The organism is Minwuia sp. IMCC3060, assembly GCF_029909435.1.
In the GTDB taxonomy this organism is placed as follows: Bacteria; Pseudomonadota; Alphaproteobacteria; order Minwuiales; family Minwuiaceae; genus Minwuia.
On the sequence record NZ_CP123782.1, the window covers coordinates 2,811,878 to 2,825,531 of the forward strand.

Sequence of the window (13,654 nt, forward strand, 5' to 3'; positions counted from 1 at the left end):
GACGCCAGCTGAAACGGGGTCCTGGCGTGTTGCCCTACTTCTCCGGTGGCGGATGGTCGCCGCGCACCGCGTCACCCCATTCGTCGAGCAGCCGCTTGCGTTGCGAAACCGCCCTGGAGCGCAGGCGGGCGCTGGCAATATCGACCCAGGCCCGGGCAATGAAGGGCGCGGCGAACAGCAGGGCGAAACCGATGGCGCATGCGGCCAGGTTGATCAGCATGTACTCAGGATCGACCATCAGGCGGAATGCACCGTCGAAGGTCCCGTCACCGCTCCAGTGCGCCACGATCCCGGGCAATGCACCGGAAAGGTTCATGCCGAAGACCGTCGCCATGGCCCCTGGCACACGCAGCATGCGGGTCATGGCGAGCAGCAGGGTCGGCAGCATGTAGATCATCATCAGGGCAAAGGTTGCCGGCGCGACGGGCAGCAGCAGAAGGGAGCCGAACATCAGCAGCAGCGTGGTCCTGCCGCCACTCTCCCGTTTGGCCTTCTTCGCCTTCGGATTGGCATCTGCTGTCGCGGCACTCACAGGATCGCCTCCATCGAGAAGTAGAAGACTGTCAGGAAGCAGACCGAAAGGCTGAACATCTGCGCGTAGCGATAGCCGCGATGCATCGCCAGTGCGCGCTGTCCGGGACCGAATTCAGAAAGCTGGGCGATGACATGCTCCAGATGATTGTACTGGGCCACCGCCTGCTCGAACTCGGCCTTGTCCTGGTCCAGGGTCCGGAGAAGGTCCAGTTCCGCCAGCAGGGCCGACAGGTCGCCGCGCTTGACCAGGCTCTCGATCTTCTTCTCGACCACCATGCGCCGCACCCTGCTCTGCAGCGTCTTTGTCACCGGCCCGAGAGCGCTGGCGAAAGCCCGCGTGATTCCCGGCACCGGGACCCGGTGATGCATCTCCTGCAGTTCAGCCATGAACCGGGCCGCCCGGATCAGCCCGTCGATACCCTTGTCACCGTTGGGTATCGTCCGCAGGCTGCGTTCCAGCCGCCGGTCATGCGCTGCCAGGAAAGCGGCCGAGTGCTGGGCCAGCGCAAAGTCCGCATCGGCATCGTCCGAGAGCTTGCGATCCAGGGCCGACATCAGTTCGCCCGGCGTGCGCGGCATCTCCGACATGACTTCCGGGCCGAGACAGGGCTGGCGCTGCAGCAATTCGTAGAGCACCCGCTCAACCCCGAAGCCGACACGACCTGATTCCTTGGCGACGGCACGGATCCGCGTCAGGATATTGGCCGGCAGCCCGGCACGCACCGCCCGTCCGCCAACCCGAAGCCATTCATCCAGCAGCGAAGAGTTCACCAGACGCGCAAAGTCATCGCGCCAGTCCGCATCGTTGCTCGTGAAGGCATGCCAGAGACCGCCAGCCAGACCGGAGCTGGTGCAGTTGACCGAGCGATACCGGATCGGTCCCCCCGGATCGAGCGCCAGAATGGATCGGCAGACCAGATCCGCCTTCTCCTCCTTCGTGACCGACTTCGTCTGGGAAACCAGTTCCAGGCCACGCCGAACGATGTCAGCCCCCGCCTCATCCACCAGAATATTGCGCAGCCATTTCTCGACACGCCCGTTCAGGATCAGGGCAACGGCATCCTCCGGGTTCTTCTGGATCGCCTGGGCGAGAAGCTGCGGCGAGAAGAACTCGGCATCGCGGAAGATGAAGGGACGCGTGGCGCGTCGACCGCCGCCCGACGGGCGCGGCATGTCGAAGATGCCGTTCATCCAGCGGTTCAGGTCATCATGGGTCCAGCGCCGGTCATCCTCGTCGCGCAGGCTGCCCGCGAACATCACCTGGATGGCGGTGGCGAACTTGCGCCGCTTCAGCAGCACATCGTACGACCCGCGCAGGACACGTTGGGCATAGAGCTCGTCCGGCTTCATCCCCCTGGCGGGCTGTTCGCCCGTCAGCATCTGGAAAACGGAGACGGCGAAGGCAAAGACGTCGTCACAAGACAGGCCGTCACCGCGTCCCGTCTGCTGGGCCAGCTGGATGCCGATGGGTTCGAACACGGGTGGCTGATACATCCCCGGCAGGCCAACCAGGCACTGGTCCAGCAGGATGTCCCCGCCACGGGTCAGCAGGATGGTCTCGGGCCGGATGCTGCGATGGACCAGGCCGCGTTGCTGCAGTTCCTGCATCGCGGGTATCAGCCCGGGAATGATCGTGCCCATCAGGTCCGCTTCGCGCACTTTCGGCATGCCCTGCATGACGGGAATTGCGGACCGGTGATTGAACACGATGGCCCCGACATGCTTGCCATTGCCCTGGCGCAGGATGCCGGACGCCTGTGGTCCGCGCATGCGTTTCAGGGGCTTCTCCTGCAACACCGCGACCATGTCGTGGCGCACGAAGGTGTCCGGCGGAGTCAGCAGGGCAAACAGGTCCGCATCCGGATCCTGCTTGTCCTTCACCATGCAGGCCTGGGCGTCGGGCCGGGACAGCTGGGACAGGGGCTGGTCCGTCCGGATGAGGTAACGTCCCTCCAGAATCAGCCCATGCCCGTCGTCAGTGATCGGTCCCTCGCTGATCTTTGCCATCATGCCCTGCGAACGCGGTTGTCGGATCAATGGAGAACGGGGTCTCCCGGTTGCGTCGCAGTCTCTTCGATCAAGCTGAATGAAGGGTTAAGGCTGGCTTCCGGAACTGTTGACCGGCAGTCATTTGATGGTCAGCATGACGGCAATCAAGAAACTTGCAAATCTGGGAGACAATCATGGCGACAAGGCATCTCTACACCCTTCCGGTGGAGCAGACCCAGTGGCATTTCGACGGTGCCACGGAGATCAATTTCACCTGGGAATATGATGACGAGCGGGAAACGCTGCTGCAGCTCTACGACAAGGGCAAGAAGCAGCAGTGGGATGCGGCGGAGCGCATTGACTGGTCGGAGGAAGTGGACTGGGACAACCCCATGTCGCTGCCCGACGAAAGCATTGCCATCTTCGGGTCCGACGCCTGGAACAAGATGAACGACAAGAACAAGGCGGAAGTGCGCCGTCACCTGCAGTCGGGCACCATCAGCCAGTTCCTGCACGGTGAGCAGGGTGCCCTGATCGCCACGGCGAAGATCGTCGCCACGGTGCCGGATGCGGATTCCAAGTTCTACGCTGCGACGCAGGTGATGGACGAGGCGCGGCATGTGGAGGCCTTTTCCCGCCTGCTGCACGAGAAGGTGCAGCTTGCCTATCCGATCACGCCCGGCCTGAAGACCCTGCTGGAACAGGGCCTGACCGACCGTCGCTGGGACATGACCTATCTGACCATGCAGATCCTGATCGAGGGGCTGGCGCTGGCCGCGTTCCAGCGGCTGCGCGATCAGGCCGGCAACACGCTGGCCCAGGCCGTCAACGCCTATGTCATGCAGGACGAGGCCCGGCACGTGGCCTTCGGGCGGCTGGCACTGCGCGACTACTATCCGCAACTGAGCGACGCCGAGCGCAAGGAGCGCGAGGAATTCGTGGTCGAAGCCTGCTACCACATGCGTGACCGTTTCCTGCAGACCGAGGTCTGGGAGAATATCGGCTTCTCACAGGCCGAGATCGCCAAGGTCGTCGACAAGAGCGAGGTCATGGGCCAGTTCCGCCAGCGCCTGTTCACCCGCATCGTGCCGACCGTGAAGGACATCGGCCTCTGGGGCGAGGGTGTCCGCAAGGCCTACAACGACATGGGCGTGATCCAGTATTCGGAGATCGATGCCGAAGCCCTGCTGGAACATGACAACAAGGTTGCCGAGGACTTCGACGCGAAGAAGTTCGTCGAGCGCGAGGTCGGGGTGGCGGCGGCCGAATAGACCGCCCGCACCGCATCGCGAAACCTTTTCCGGGGGCGTCCGCAGACTTGTGCTGTGGGCGCCTTTCCGTTGTTATCGACTGAACCTGCCTGCCGGAGTCCTGCCATGACCTACACCAGCCTTGTCCTTTCCGTGACCGATCACGTCGCCTTGGTCGAACTCGACCGGCCGGAAAAGATGAACGCCATGAACCGGGCCTTCTGGCAGGAGATGGTGGATGTGTTCGCGGAGATCGGGGAGCGGACGGATGTGCGCTGCGTGGTGATCTCGGGCCGTGGCCGGCATTTCACCTCCGGCCTCGACCTGCAGGATTTCGCCACGCTGTTCCAGTCGAACAGCAAGGCCGAACCGGCGCGGGAGCGGCATCGCCTGCGCCGCACGGTGCTGGAGATGCAGGAGACATTCAACGTCATCGAACGCTGCCAGGTCCCGGTGCTGGCCGCGATCCACGGAGCCTGCATCGGTGGCGGCGTTGACCTGATCACCGCCTGTGACTGCCGCTACGCCAGCGCCGATGCCTTCATCGCGATTCAGGAAATCAATATCGGCATGGCCGCCGATGTCGGCACGCTGCAGCGCCTGCCGCATCTGATCCCGCAGGGGGTGGCGCGGGAACTGGCCTTCACCGGCCGGCGCATGCCCGCATCGGAGGCGATGCGCCATGGCCTGCTGAACGAGGTCTTTGACGATCAGGCAGCCATGATGGCGCATGTCATGGATGTCGCGAAACAGATCGCCGCCCGCTCCCCGCTCGCCATGGCAGGCGTGAAGGAGATGCTGAACTATGCCCGCGATCACTCGGTATCGGATGCGCTGAACTATGTCGCCACCTGGAACGCGGCGATGCTGATCGGCGACGATGTCCCGACCGCCATCCAGGCCCAGATGGCAAAGCAGGAAGCCGGCTTCGCCGACCTTGAGGCCCCTGCCAATATCGTGCAGCGCAAGGGCCATCGGTCCGGCACGCTGTGAGCCCGGCACCGGACATGTCCCCGATCCTGTCCATTGCCGGGGTCAGCCACCACTACGGCGCGAAGCAGGCATTGAACGACGTCAGCTTCGAGGTCCGGAAGGGGTCTTTTGCCCTGCTGCTTGGTCCCAACGGGGCGGGGAAGTCGACCCTCTATACCCTGCTTACGCAGTTGCTGCCCCTGCAGGCCGGGCGCATCGCCATCGCCGGACACGACATTTCGACCGCCCCCCGCGCCGCGCTGGCCGGGCTTGGCATCGTGTTCCAGGCCCAGACGCTGGATCTCGACCTGTCCGTCGAACAGAACCTGCGCTACTTCGCCCGCCTGCGGGGCATGAGCGGCAAGGACGCCAGCCGCCGCATCGACGCGCAGCTGGAACGCCTGTCCCTGAGTGACCGGCGAAGAGACCGGGTGCGGGCGCTGAATGGCGGTCACCGGCGGCGGCTGGAGATCGCGCGCGCCCTGCTGCACCAGCCGCAGGTGCTGCTGCTGGACGAGCCCACCGTCGGTCTGGACATTCCGACCCGCCAGCGCATTGTCGATGATGTGCATGACCTTGCCAGCGACGGACAGGCGACCGTTCTCTGGGCCACGCATCTGATCGACGAGGCCCGGGCCGGCGACCGCATCGTGCTGCTGCATCAGGGGGCGGTGCGGACGCAGGGGGAGGCGCGTGCCCTGCTGGACGAACATGACTGCGACGACCTGGCCACGCTGTTCAACCAGCTGACCGAACGCAAGCCACAGGCCCCGCTGAAGGGCCTGACCCGGCAGGATGCGGGAGGGGCGGCATGACCAATCACTGGCTGCGCTGCATGCATGGAATCCTGATCCGGGAGACCCTGCGCTTCTTCCAGCAGCGGGAGCGGTTTCTGGCGGCACTGGTGCGCCCGCTGGTCTGGCTGATCGTCTTCGCCGCCGGATTCCGTACCGCGCTGGGCCTGTCGATCATCGATCCCTACACGACATACATCCCCTACGAGGTCTACATCGTGCCCGGGCTGGCGGCGATGGTGATCCTGTTCAACGGCATGCAGAGTTCGCTGTCGCTGGTCTATGACCGGGAAATGGGGTCGATGCGGATGCTGCTGACGACGCCGCTGCCGCGCTGGTACCTGATCTTCTGCCGCCTGCTGGCCGGATCCTTCGTCTCCATCCTGCAGGTCTACGCCTTCCTGCTGATCGCGCTGGCCTTTGGCGTCGATCTGCCCGTCAGCGGCCTGATCGCGGTGCTGCCGTCGCTGCTGCTGGGCGGGCTGATGCTGGGCAGCCTCGGTCTGGTGCTGGCTGCCGCCATCAAGCAACTGGAGAACTTCGCCGGGATCATGAACTTCGTCATCTTCCCGATGTTCTTCCTGTCTTCCGCGCTCTATCCGCTGTGGAAGATGCAGGAAACCAGCGAGACGCTCTACTGGATCTGCCAGATCAATCCCTTCACCCATGTGGTGGAATTCATCCGCTTCTCGCTCTATTGGCAGGCGGCGCCCGCACACCTGGGCTGGTCCCTGCTGGCCTTCGTGCTGTTCGCCGGTGCGGCGCTGTGGATCTATTCCCCCGCACGTGGTCTGCGGGGCGGGGGCGGCGGTCCGCCGGGGCGTTGATGCCAGCCCGGTCAAACGGCTGAACCAGCCAGTCCTGCGTCAGATCCTTCCCTGCATATCGGCTCTTGCGCCGGCAGACCCTGGCCGATTCCCTGACGCGCCGACGGAACAGCGAATGTGACAGGACAAACCGCTGGCCCCCTTCCCCTGCCCGGCCCGGCCTGTCATCATTCCTTCACACTGTTGCAAGGGGGTTGCTGATGGGAGAGGTGGTCAATCTCGACGACTACAGTACCGAAGCCCGGCGGGGACGTGCATCCGTGCCGGGCGCAACAAGACAGTCAGGAAACAGCGCCGGCACCATGGATGTCTGTTTCGACCGGCGGGAACTCGGTCGCATCCTGAATGTCTATGGCAACATGGTGGCGAACGGCCACTGGCGCGACTACGCCATCGCCCACGGGCCGGAGCAGGCGACATTCGCCGTCTTCCAGCGCGCAGCCGAATCGCCGCTGTTCCGCATCACCAAGACCCCGAAACTGGACCGCAAGCAGGGTGCCTTTCAGGTACTCTCCCGCGACGGCCGCGTGCTGAAACGGGGCCATGACCTCGATGCAGTGCTGCGTGTCTTCGACAGCCGTCGTTTCAGCGTGGTGGACGACTGAACAACGTGGCAGGGTGCATTGCCTGATACGGACCATCCAAGGTCCGGCGGCAAGGCTGTGCGAAAACGGCACTCACGATCGGGGAGGATGGATCGGCATGACGGGAGAGATCATCAGCGGCAACCGGGTTCTGACCATGGAACAGCGGACGCTGAACACGGCCAGGGCGGCGCGGGCGCTGCATGAATCAGGCATCGGCCTGGACGACTGCGTCGCACTTTACCTGCGCAATGACTTTCCCTTCTTCGAGGCCTCGGGCGCCTGCGCCCAGATTGGTGCCTATGCCACCCCGATCAACTGGCATTACACGGCGGAGGAAGCCACCTACATCCTGCGTGACTGCGACGCGAAGGTGGTGGTGATCCATTCCGACCTGCTGCCGCCGATCCAGGACTCGATCCCCGATGGCGTGCTGGTCGTCGTGGTGCCGACACCGGACGAGATCGCGGCAGCCTATGGCGTCAATGCAGCGGTGGACCTGCCGGAGGGCGCGGTGCTCTGGTCGGACTTCATTGCCGACCGGGAACCCTGGACCGAACTGCCGCCTGCCAGCCGTGGCACCATGATCTATACCTCCGGCACCACCGGTAACCCGAAGGGCGTGCGGCGTGATCCGATGGACGAGGACGCGCAGGCCCAGACCACGCAGATGGTCTTCGAAGGCTTCGGCGTTCCCGCCGATTCCTCCGGCATCCGCTGTGCCATGACCGGGCCGATGTACCACAGTGCCCCCAATGCCTATGGCCTGGCGGCGGCCCGCGGTGGCGGCACGATCTACCTGCAGGCGCGCTTCGATGCCGAGGACCTGCTGCGGATGATCGACGAACTGAAGCTGACCCACATGCATGTGGTGCCGACCATGTTCGTCCGCCTGCTACGCCTGCCGCCGGAGGTTCGCGCGAAATACGATGTCTCCAGCCTGGTGCACGTCATCCATGGCGCGGCCCCCTGCCCGCCGGATGCGAAGAAGCAGATGATCGACTGGTGGGGACCGGTGATCTACGAATATTACGGCTCGACGGAGAACGGCATCGTCACCGTGGTCACCAGCGAGATGGCGCTGTCCAAGCACGGCACGGTGGGCAAGCCGATCGCGGGCAATGTCATCCGAATCCTGGACGATGACGGCAAGGATGTACCGACGGGCGAGATCGGCGAGGTCTACATCTGGCGCCCGAACCGCACCGACTTCACCTACAACAAGCGTGATGCCGCGCGGAAGGAAATGGAAATCGACGGTTTCCTGACCAACGGCGACATGGGCTGGCTGGACGAGGACGGCTGCCTGTTCCTGGCCGACCGCAAGAACGACATGGTGATATCCGGTGGCGTGAACATCTACCCCGCCGAGATCGAGAAGGTGCTGATCGGTTGCCCCGGTGTGCGGGACTGCGCCGTCTTCGGCATTCCGGACGCGGAGTTCGGCGAGTCCCTGGCCGCCCATATCGAGGTCACGGACCCAAGCCTGGCACCGGAGGACGTGCAGTCCTTCCTGCGCCAGCACCTGGCCAAGTTCAAGGTACCCCGCAAGGTGGTGATCGACGAAGCCCTGCCGCGCGAGGATTCGGGCAAGATCTTCAAGCGCAAGATCCGAGAACCCTATTGGGCCGGGATGCCCCGCCGCATCTGAACGGCGGCGCGGTCGCCGGACAGCAGGACGTGTCGCCCCCTCACGCCGCGACGGGGGTTGCGCGATCAATCATCGGCTGCAGCTCCAGACCCGGTTCCAGGGTGCCGAAGGCGTGGCCCCAGTTGCCGTCGAGGCGGCTGGCGAGGAAGGCGTTGGCGACGGCTGTCGGCGCGTGGGCGGTCAGCAGCGTGGCCTGCAGTGTCAGCGCCATCCGCTCCACCACCGCACGGGCACGGAACTCGATATCCTCCAGCCGTCCCAGTTCCGCCATCAGACCGTCGATGGCCCGGTCGAGGCGGGTATCGCGTCCGCGCGCGGCACTGATCTCGGCCACGAAGGCCTCCACCGATTCCGGCTCCCGCTGCATGGCGCGCAGCACGTCCAGGCAGATGACATTGCCCGACCCCTCCCAGATGCCGTTCAGCGGTGACTCACGATAGAGGCGCGGCAGGATGGTCTCCTCCACATAGCCCGCACCCCCCAGACACTCCATGGCTTCGCCCACCACCACGCCGACGCGCTTGCAGGTCCAGTACTTGCCGACCGCGACGCCCAGGCGGGCAAAGGCTGCGGCCTGCTCATCGCTCGCGCCCTCGTCGAAGGCGCGGGCAAGGCGCATGGACAGCATGGTCGCGGCCTCCTGCTCCAGCGACAGGTCGGCGACGACATTGCGCATCAGCGGCTGCTGCGACAGCTTCCGCTGGAACGCCATTCGGTGCTCCACATGGTGTCCGGCCTGAATCACGGCCTGCCGCATCAGGGCCGTCGGGCCGATGGTGCAGTCCAGCCGCGTGTGGGTGACCATGGAGATGATGGTGCGGACGCCGCGCCCTTCCTCCCCCACCATCATCGCCTCGGCCCCGTGATACTCGATCTCGCTGGAGGCATTCGACTTGTTGCCCAGCTTGTCCTTCAGGCGCTGAAGCTGGATGGCGTTGCGACTGCCGTCCTGACGCCAGCGCGGCACCAGAAAGCAGGAAACACCGGCATCCTCCTCCGTATAGGCCAGGGTCAGGAAGGCATCGCACATGGGGGCGGAACAGAACCACTTGTGGCCGGTCAGCTCATAGATCTCCCCCGGCCCCTGACGGCCGCGCGCCACCGCACGCGTGGTATTGGCGCGGATGTCGGACCCGCCCTGCTTCTCCGTCATCGCCATGCCCATGGTCAGTCCCGACTTCTGCGCGGCGGGGATGGAGCGGCTGTCGTAGGACCGGCTCATCACACCTTCCTGCCAGAAGGCCGTCGCCTCCGGCTGGTGCTGCAGGGCGGGTTTCACGGCGTAGGTCATGGTCAGCGGGCAGCAGACCCCCGCCTCCACCTGATACATCATGTACAGCATGGCCGCGTGAGCCACGTGACCGCCGGGCTTGCCCTCCCAGGCAATGGAGTGCTGTCCATGCTTCATGCCCAGCGCCATCAGGGCGTGGTAGCCGGGATGGAACTCCGCCTCGTCCACCCGCTGGCCGTAGCGGTCATGGGTCTTCAGCACCGGCGGAAAGACATTGGCAAGTCGGCCGTGCTCCAGGGTCTCCGACAGTCCCAGTTCGGCACCATAGGCATCGACTGCCCCGGCGTGCGCCGCCGCACCTTCCCGCGTCAGGGCTTCCACCAGCGCCGGGTCTGAGCGGCAGAGATTGTAGTCCTCCAGCGGCGGCGGCTGGTTGAAGACGTCATGCGTCGCCAGATCGGTGCGCGGATTGTGGGCAGCCATGGCGATTCCTCCCTTGTCGCGACATGTCTCTGGCGGTGAGTATGGGCACAGCCGACAGACAATGGCAATCGACGCGGAGGAGGCGTGCAATGGTCGACCAGGAACTGGCGAAACGTATCGTGGCGGAGGTGGATCGCGGCTTCGACGCGCAGATCGCCTTCACGCAGGACCTTGTCCGCTTCCCCTCCCAGCGGGGTCAGGAGCATACCGCCCAGGACTTCCTGCATGACGCCTTTGCCGACCGTGGCCTGAAGATGGACCGATGGACCATCGACGTGGGCGACATCGAGCATCATCCGGGCTTCTCCCCAGTCAATGTTTCCTACGACAATGCGGTCAATGTGGTCGGCACCCATCGCCCGCGTCAGAAGACCGGCCGGTCCCTGATCCTGAACGGTCATGTCGATGTGGTCCCTGTCGGCCCCCTCGACATGTGGACCGCCCCACCCTATGAGCCGCGCATCGATGGCGACTGGCTGTATGGTCGTGGTTCCGGCGACATGAAGGCCGGGATCGCCGCCAACCTGTTCGCGCTGGATGCGCTGAAACGGGCCGGGGTGCAGCCTGCCGCGACGGTCTACATGCAGTCGGTCACCGAAGAGGAATGCACCGGAAACGGCGCTCTCGCCTGTCTGACACGCGGCTATCACGCCGACGCGGTGCTGATCACGGAACCGACACACGACTGCCTGGTGCGCGCCAATGTGGGCGTGCTCTGGTTCCAGGTGGAGGTGCGGGGCCGCCCGGCGCATGTCTATGAATCCACCGTCGGCTCCAGCGCCATCATCGCCGCCTACAGCCTGATCAACGCCCTGCAGGGCCTGGAAACCGAGATGAATGCGGAGAAGGGCGAGCACCGCTATTTCGAGGACATGGCCAAGCCGATCACCATCAACATCGGCAAGATCGCGGGCGGAGACTGGGCTTCCTCCGTCCCGGCGTGGTGCCGCTTCGACGTGCGGGCCGGCATCTATCCCGGCACCTCGGTGGAGGAGGCGAAGCAGCGCGTCGAGCAGGCCCTGCGGTCGGCCTGCATCGACGATCCGTTCCTGTCCAACCATCCGCCCAGCGTCACCTACAATGGCTTCACGGCGGAGGGCTATACGCTGGAACCTGGCTCGGATGCGGAGGCCTGCCTGGCCGCGGCGCACCAGCGCGTGCGGGACGTGGCCCTGACCGATGCGACCATTCCCGCCTACCTGGATGCGCGCGTGGCGGTGCTCTATGACGACACGCCCGCCCTTGTCTACGGGCCGGTGTCGGAACATATCCATGGCTTCGACGAACGCGTCAGCATCAGCTCGACGCGGGAGGTCACGCGCACGGTAGCGCTGTTCATGGCCGACTGGTGCGGCGTGGAAACGGTTTGAGTCACTTGCGCGCTGACTGAGTCGTTTGCGGTCCATGGACAAACACCACAACGGGGAGACAACAACATGAAGGCTGCACTGCTGACGACGCCCGGCATTGCCAATCTGACAATCACCGACGTGGCGGAGCCGGAGCCGGGACCCGGCGAGGTCAAGGTCCGCATCCGCGCCAGCTCGCTGAACTACCGCGACCTGATCACGGTGGAGGGTGGCTACGGCTCGAAGCAGAAGCAGGACGGGCTGATCCCCCTGTCCGATGGCGCGGGCGAAGTGGCCTCTGTCGGGGCAGGCGTGACCGCCTTCAAGCCCGGTGACCGGGTGACGCCGATCTTCTTCCCCGACTGGCTGGGCGGGGAGCCGACGGCACAGGGCATGGCCCGCGCGCTGGGGGGATCGGCGCAGGGCTGTGCAGCGGAATTCCAGTGCTTTCCCGAACATGGACTGGTGCGGACACCGACCTTCCTTTCAGATGCCGAGGCTGCGAGCACTGTCTGCGCCGGGCTGACCGCCTGGCAGGCCGTGGTGGAACAGGGTCGCATCCGGCCCGGCGACTGGGTCCTGACCCAGGGCACCGGCGGCGTCTCCATCTTCGCGCTGCAGTTCGCCAAGGCGATGAGCGCGCGGGTGATCGCCACGACCTCCTCCGATGCCAAGGCCGCGAAGCTGCGTGAGCTTGGCGCGGATCAGGTGCTGAACTATCGCGACATCACCGACTGGGGCAAGGCAGCAAAGAGCCTGACCGGCGGTGCCGGTGTCGATCTGGTGGTGGAAGTCGGCGGCGCTGGCACGCTCGGCCAGTCACTCCGCGCTGTGCGGATCGGCGGCACCATTGCCATGATCGGTGTGCTCGCCGGGCAGAAGAGCGAGGTCAACATGGGTTTCGTGCTGATGACCAACAGCCGCATCCAGGGCATCACCGTCGGCAGCCGGGAAATGCATGTGGCGATGTACAAGGCGATGGAGGCGCATGACATCCATCCCGTCATCTCCGACAGTTTCCCCCTGTCCGGGATCCGGGAAGCCATGGCGCACCAGCAGGCCGGTCGGCACTTCGGCAAGATCGCGCTGGAAATCTGAGCCAGGCCTGTACCGCCCGACCCATTGCGGACAGCGGCGCTCGCGGATCAGGTCCGCGAGCGCCGTGTCGGGGCCTCAGCCGCCGGAGATGGTCACGCCACCATCGACGCTGATGGTCTGACCGGTGAGGAAGCTGCCTTCCTTCGACGCCATGTAGACGGCGAGGCCGGCGATCTCCTCAGGCTCACCAATGCGGTTCAGCGGCGCCTGCGCCTCCGAGCGGGCGCGGAACTTCGGGTCTTCCCAGAGCGCGCGGGCGAAGTCGGTCTTGATCAGGCCCGGCGCGATGGCGTTTGCACGGATGTTGTGGTGGCCGAACTCGCAGGCCAGGTTCCGCACCAGCTGCATGTCGGCGGCCTTGGAGATGCAGTAGCCGCCGATCACCTTCGATCCGCGATGCCCGCCGATGGAGGACACGATGATGATCGCGCCGTCCTTCCGCTCGATCATTTCCGGGATCACCATCGAGCACAGCCAATGGTTCGACTTGATGTTCACGTTCATGATCTTGTCGAAGGCATCGTCAGGGATGTCGAGCGAGGAACCGTAGTAGGGGTTCACCGCCGCATTGCCGACCAGGATGTCGATGGGACCGAATTCCTTGCGGGTTTCCGCAACCAGCTGCTCCAGCTGTTCCTTGTAGGAAATGTTGCACGGAATGCCGATGGCCCTGCCGCCATTTGCGGCGTGGTTGGCATTGATGTCCTTGGTGACGGCCTCCACCGCGTCCGCCTTGCGGCTGGAGACGACGACATTGGCACCCTGCTTCGCGAAGGCCTCCGCGATGGCCTTGCCGATGCCCTTCGTGGAACCGGTAACGATGGCGGTCTTGCCGCGCAGATCAAACATCATGGTCTTGCTCTCCCCCTCAGGTTTCCGGCCCGGATGCCGG

General features: G+C 64.9%; 12 protein-coding genes. 8 read left to right on the top strand and 4 right to left on the bottom strand.

Annotation, left to right across the window (positions count from 1 at the left end; genetic code table 11):
- Positions 1-34: 34 nt before the first annotated feature.
- Both QGV54_RS13215 and QGV54_RS13220 read right to left on the bottom strand, forming a co-directional pair.
- Positions 35-532, bottom strand: a complete 498-nt coding sequence (locus tag QGV54_RS13215) for a hypothetical protein (protein ID WP_281016378.1) — start codon at positions 530-532, stop codon at positions 35-37.
- On the bottom strand, positions 529-2,541 hold the full coding sequence (locus QGV54_RS13220; protein WP_281016377.1) for a hypothetical protein: 2,013 nt from the start codon (positions 2,539-2,541) through the stop codon (positions 529-531). Before QGV54_RS13220 ends, QGV54_RS13215 begins: the two co-directional genes overlap by 4 nt.
- Before the next feature lie 176 nt (positions 2,542-2,717).
- Here QGV54_RS13220 and QGV54_RS13225 point away from each other — a divergent pair, with 176 nt between their 5' ends.
- From QGV54_RS13225 to QGV54_RS13250, 6 genes are all read left to right on the top strand, one after another.
- The gene (locus tag QGV54_RS13225; protein ID WP_281016376.1) at positions 2,718-3,794 is read left to right on the top strand and encodes a ferritin-like domain-containing protein; all 1,077 of its coding nucleotides are present in this window, start codon (positions 2,718-2,720) and stop codon (positions 3,792-3,794) included.
- A gap of 105 nt (positions 3,795-3,899) precedes the next feature.
- Positions 3,900-4,766: a crotonase/enoyl-CoA hydratase family protein gene (locus tag QGV54_RS13230; protein ID WP_281016375.1), complete on the top strand. Its 867-nt coding sequence runs from the start codon at positions 3,900-3,902 to the stop codon at positions 4,764-4,766.
- Positions 4,767-4,780: 14 nt separating this feature from the next.
- Positions 4,781-5,560, top strand: coding sequence for an ATP-binding cassette domain-containing protein (locus QGV54_RS13235; protein ID WP_281016374.1), 780 nt, complete (start codon positions 4,781-4,783; stop codon positions 5,558-5,560).
- The gene (locus QGV54_RS13240; protein WP_281016373.1) at positions 5,557-6,366 is read left to right on the top strand and encodes an ABC transporter permease; all 810 of its coding nucleotides are present in this window, start codon (positions 5,557-5,559) and stop codon (positions 6,364-6,366) included. The genes QGV54_RS13235 and QGV54_RS13240 overlap by 4 nt, the downstream gene beginning before the upstream one ends.
- 200 nt (positions 6,367-6,566) lie before the next feature.
- The gene (locus QGV54_RS13245; RefSeq protein WP_281016372.1) at positions 6,567-6,971 is read left to right on the top strand and encodes a DUF2794 domain-containing protein; all 405 of its coding nucleotides are present in this window, start codon (positions 6,567-6,569) and stop codon (positions 6,969-6,971) included.
- Between the two features lie 97 nt (positions 6,972-7,068).
- Entirely contained in the window at positions 7,069-8,601 is a 1,533-nt protein-coding gene (locus QGV54_RS13250) for an acyl-CoA synthetase (RefSeq protein ID WP_281016371.1), read from the top strand.
- Positions 8,602-8,641: 40 nt separating this feature from the next.
- Here QGV54_RS13250 and QGV54_RS13255 read toward each other — a convergent pair whose 3' ends face one another.
- The gene (locus QGV54_RS13255; RefSeq protein ID WP_281016370.1) at positions 8,642-10,315 is read right to left on the bottom strand and encodes an acyl-CoA dehydrogenase family protein; all 1,674 of its coding nucleotides are present in this window, start codon (positions 10,313-10,315) and stop codon (positions 8,642-8,644) included.
- Between the two features lie 89 nt (positions 10,316-10,404).
- Between QGV54_RS13255 and QGV54_RS13260 the strand changes: the two genes are divergently transcribed.
- Together QGV54_RS13260 and QGV54_RS13265 are read left to right on the top strand one after the other, a co-directional pair.
- Positions 10,405-11,685, top strand: a complete 1,281-nt coding sequence (locus QGV54_RS13260) for an ArgE/DapE family deacylase (protein WP_281016369.1) — start codon at positions 10,405-10,407, stop codon at positions 11,683-11,685.
- A gap of 66 nt (positions 11,686-11,751) precedes the next feature.
- Positions 11,752-12,762: an NAD(P)-dependent alcohol dehydrogenase gene (locus tag QGV54_RS13265; RefSeq protein WP_281016368.1), complete on the top strand. Its 1,011-nt coding sequence runs from the start codon at positions 11,752-11,754 to the stop codon at positions 12,760-12,762.
- Positions 12,763-12,837: 75 nt separating this feature from the next.
- Here the strand turns inward: QGV54_RS13265 and QGV54_RS13270 are convergent, their stop codons facing one another.
- Positions 12,838-13,614 (bottom strand): SDR family oxidoreductase, encoded by a 777-nt coding sequence (locus QGV54_RS13270; RefSeq protein WP_281016367.1) that lies wholly within the window; start codon positions 13,612-13,614, stop codon positions 12,838-12,840.
- Between the last annotated feature and the right edge of the window lie 40 nt (positions 13,615-13,654).

Bases quoted from the DNA above. Each gene is read 5' to 3' on its own strand.
- QGV54_RS13220 (WP_281016377.1), bottom strand. From the start codon at position 2,541: ATGGCAAAGATCAGCGAGGGACCGATCACTGACGACGGGCATGGGCTG.
- QGV54_RS13225 (WP_281016376.1), top strand. From the start codon at position 2,718: ATGGCGACAAGGCATCTCTACACCCTTCCGGTGGAGCAGACCCAGTGG.
- QGV54_RS13230 (WP_281016375.1), top strand. From the start codon at position 3,900: ATGACCTACACCAGCCTTGTCCTTTCCGTGACCGATCACGTCGCCTTG.
- QGV54_RS13235 (WP_281016374.1), top strand. From the start codon at position 4,781: ATGTCCCCGATCCTGTCCATTGCCGGGGTCAGCCACCACTACGGCGCG.
- QGV54_RS13240 (WP_281016373.1), top strand. From the start codon at position 5,557: ATGACCAATCACTGGCTGCGCTGCATGCATGGAATCCTGATCCGGGAG.
- QGV54_RS13245 (WP_281016372.1), top strand. From the start codon at position 6,567: ATGGGAGAGGTGGTCAATCTCGACGACTACAGTACCGAAGCCCGGCGG.
- QGV54_RS13250 (WP_281016371.1), top strand. From the start codon at position 7,069: ATGACGGGAGAGATCATCAGCGGCAACCGGGTTCTGACCATGGAACAG.
- QGV54_RS13255 (WP_281016370.1), bottom strand. From the start codon at position 10,315: ATGGCTGCCCACAATCCGCGCACCGATCTGGCGACGCATGACGTCTTC.
- QGV54_RS13260 (WP_281016369.1), top strand. From the start codon at position 10,405: ATGGTCGACCAGGAACTGGCGAAACGTATCGTGGCGGAGGTGGATCGC.
- QGV54_RS13265 (WP_281016368.1), top strand. From the start codon at position 11,752: ATGAAGGCTGCACTGCTGACGACGCCCGGCATTGCCAATCTGACAATC.
- QGV54_RS13270 (WP_281016367.1), bottom strand. From the start codon at position 13,614: ATGATGTTTGATCTGCGCGGCAAGACCGCCATCGTTACCGGTTCCACG.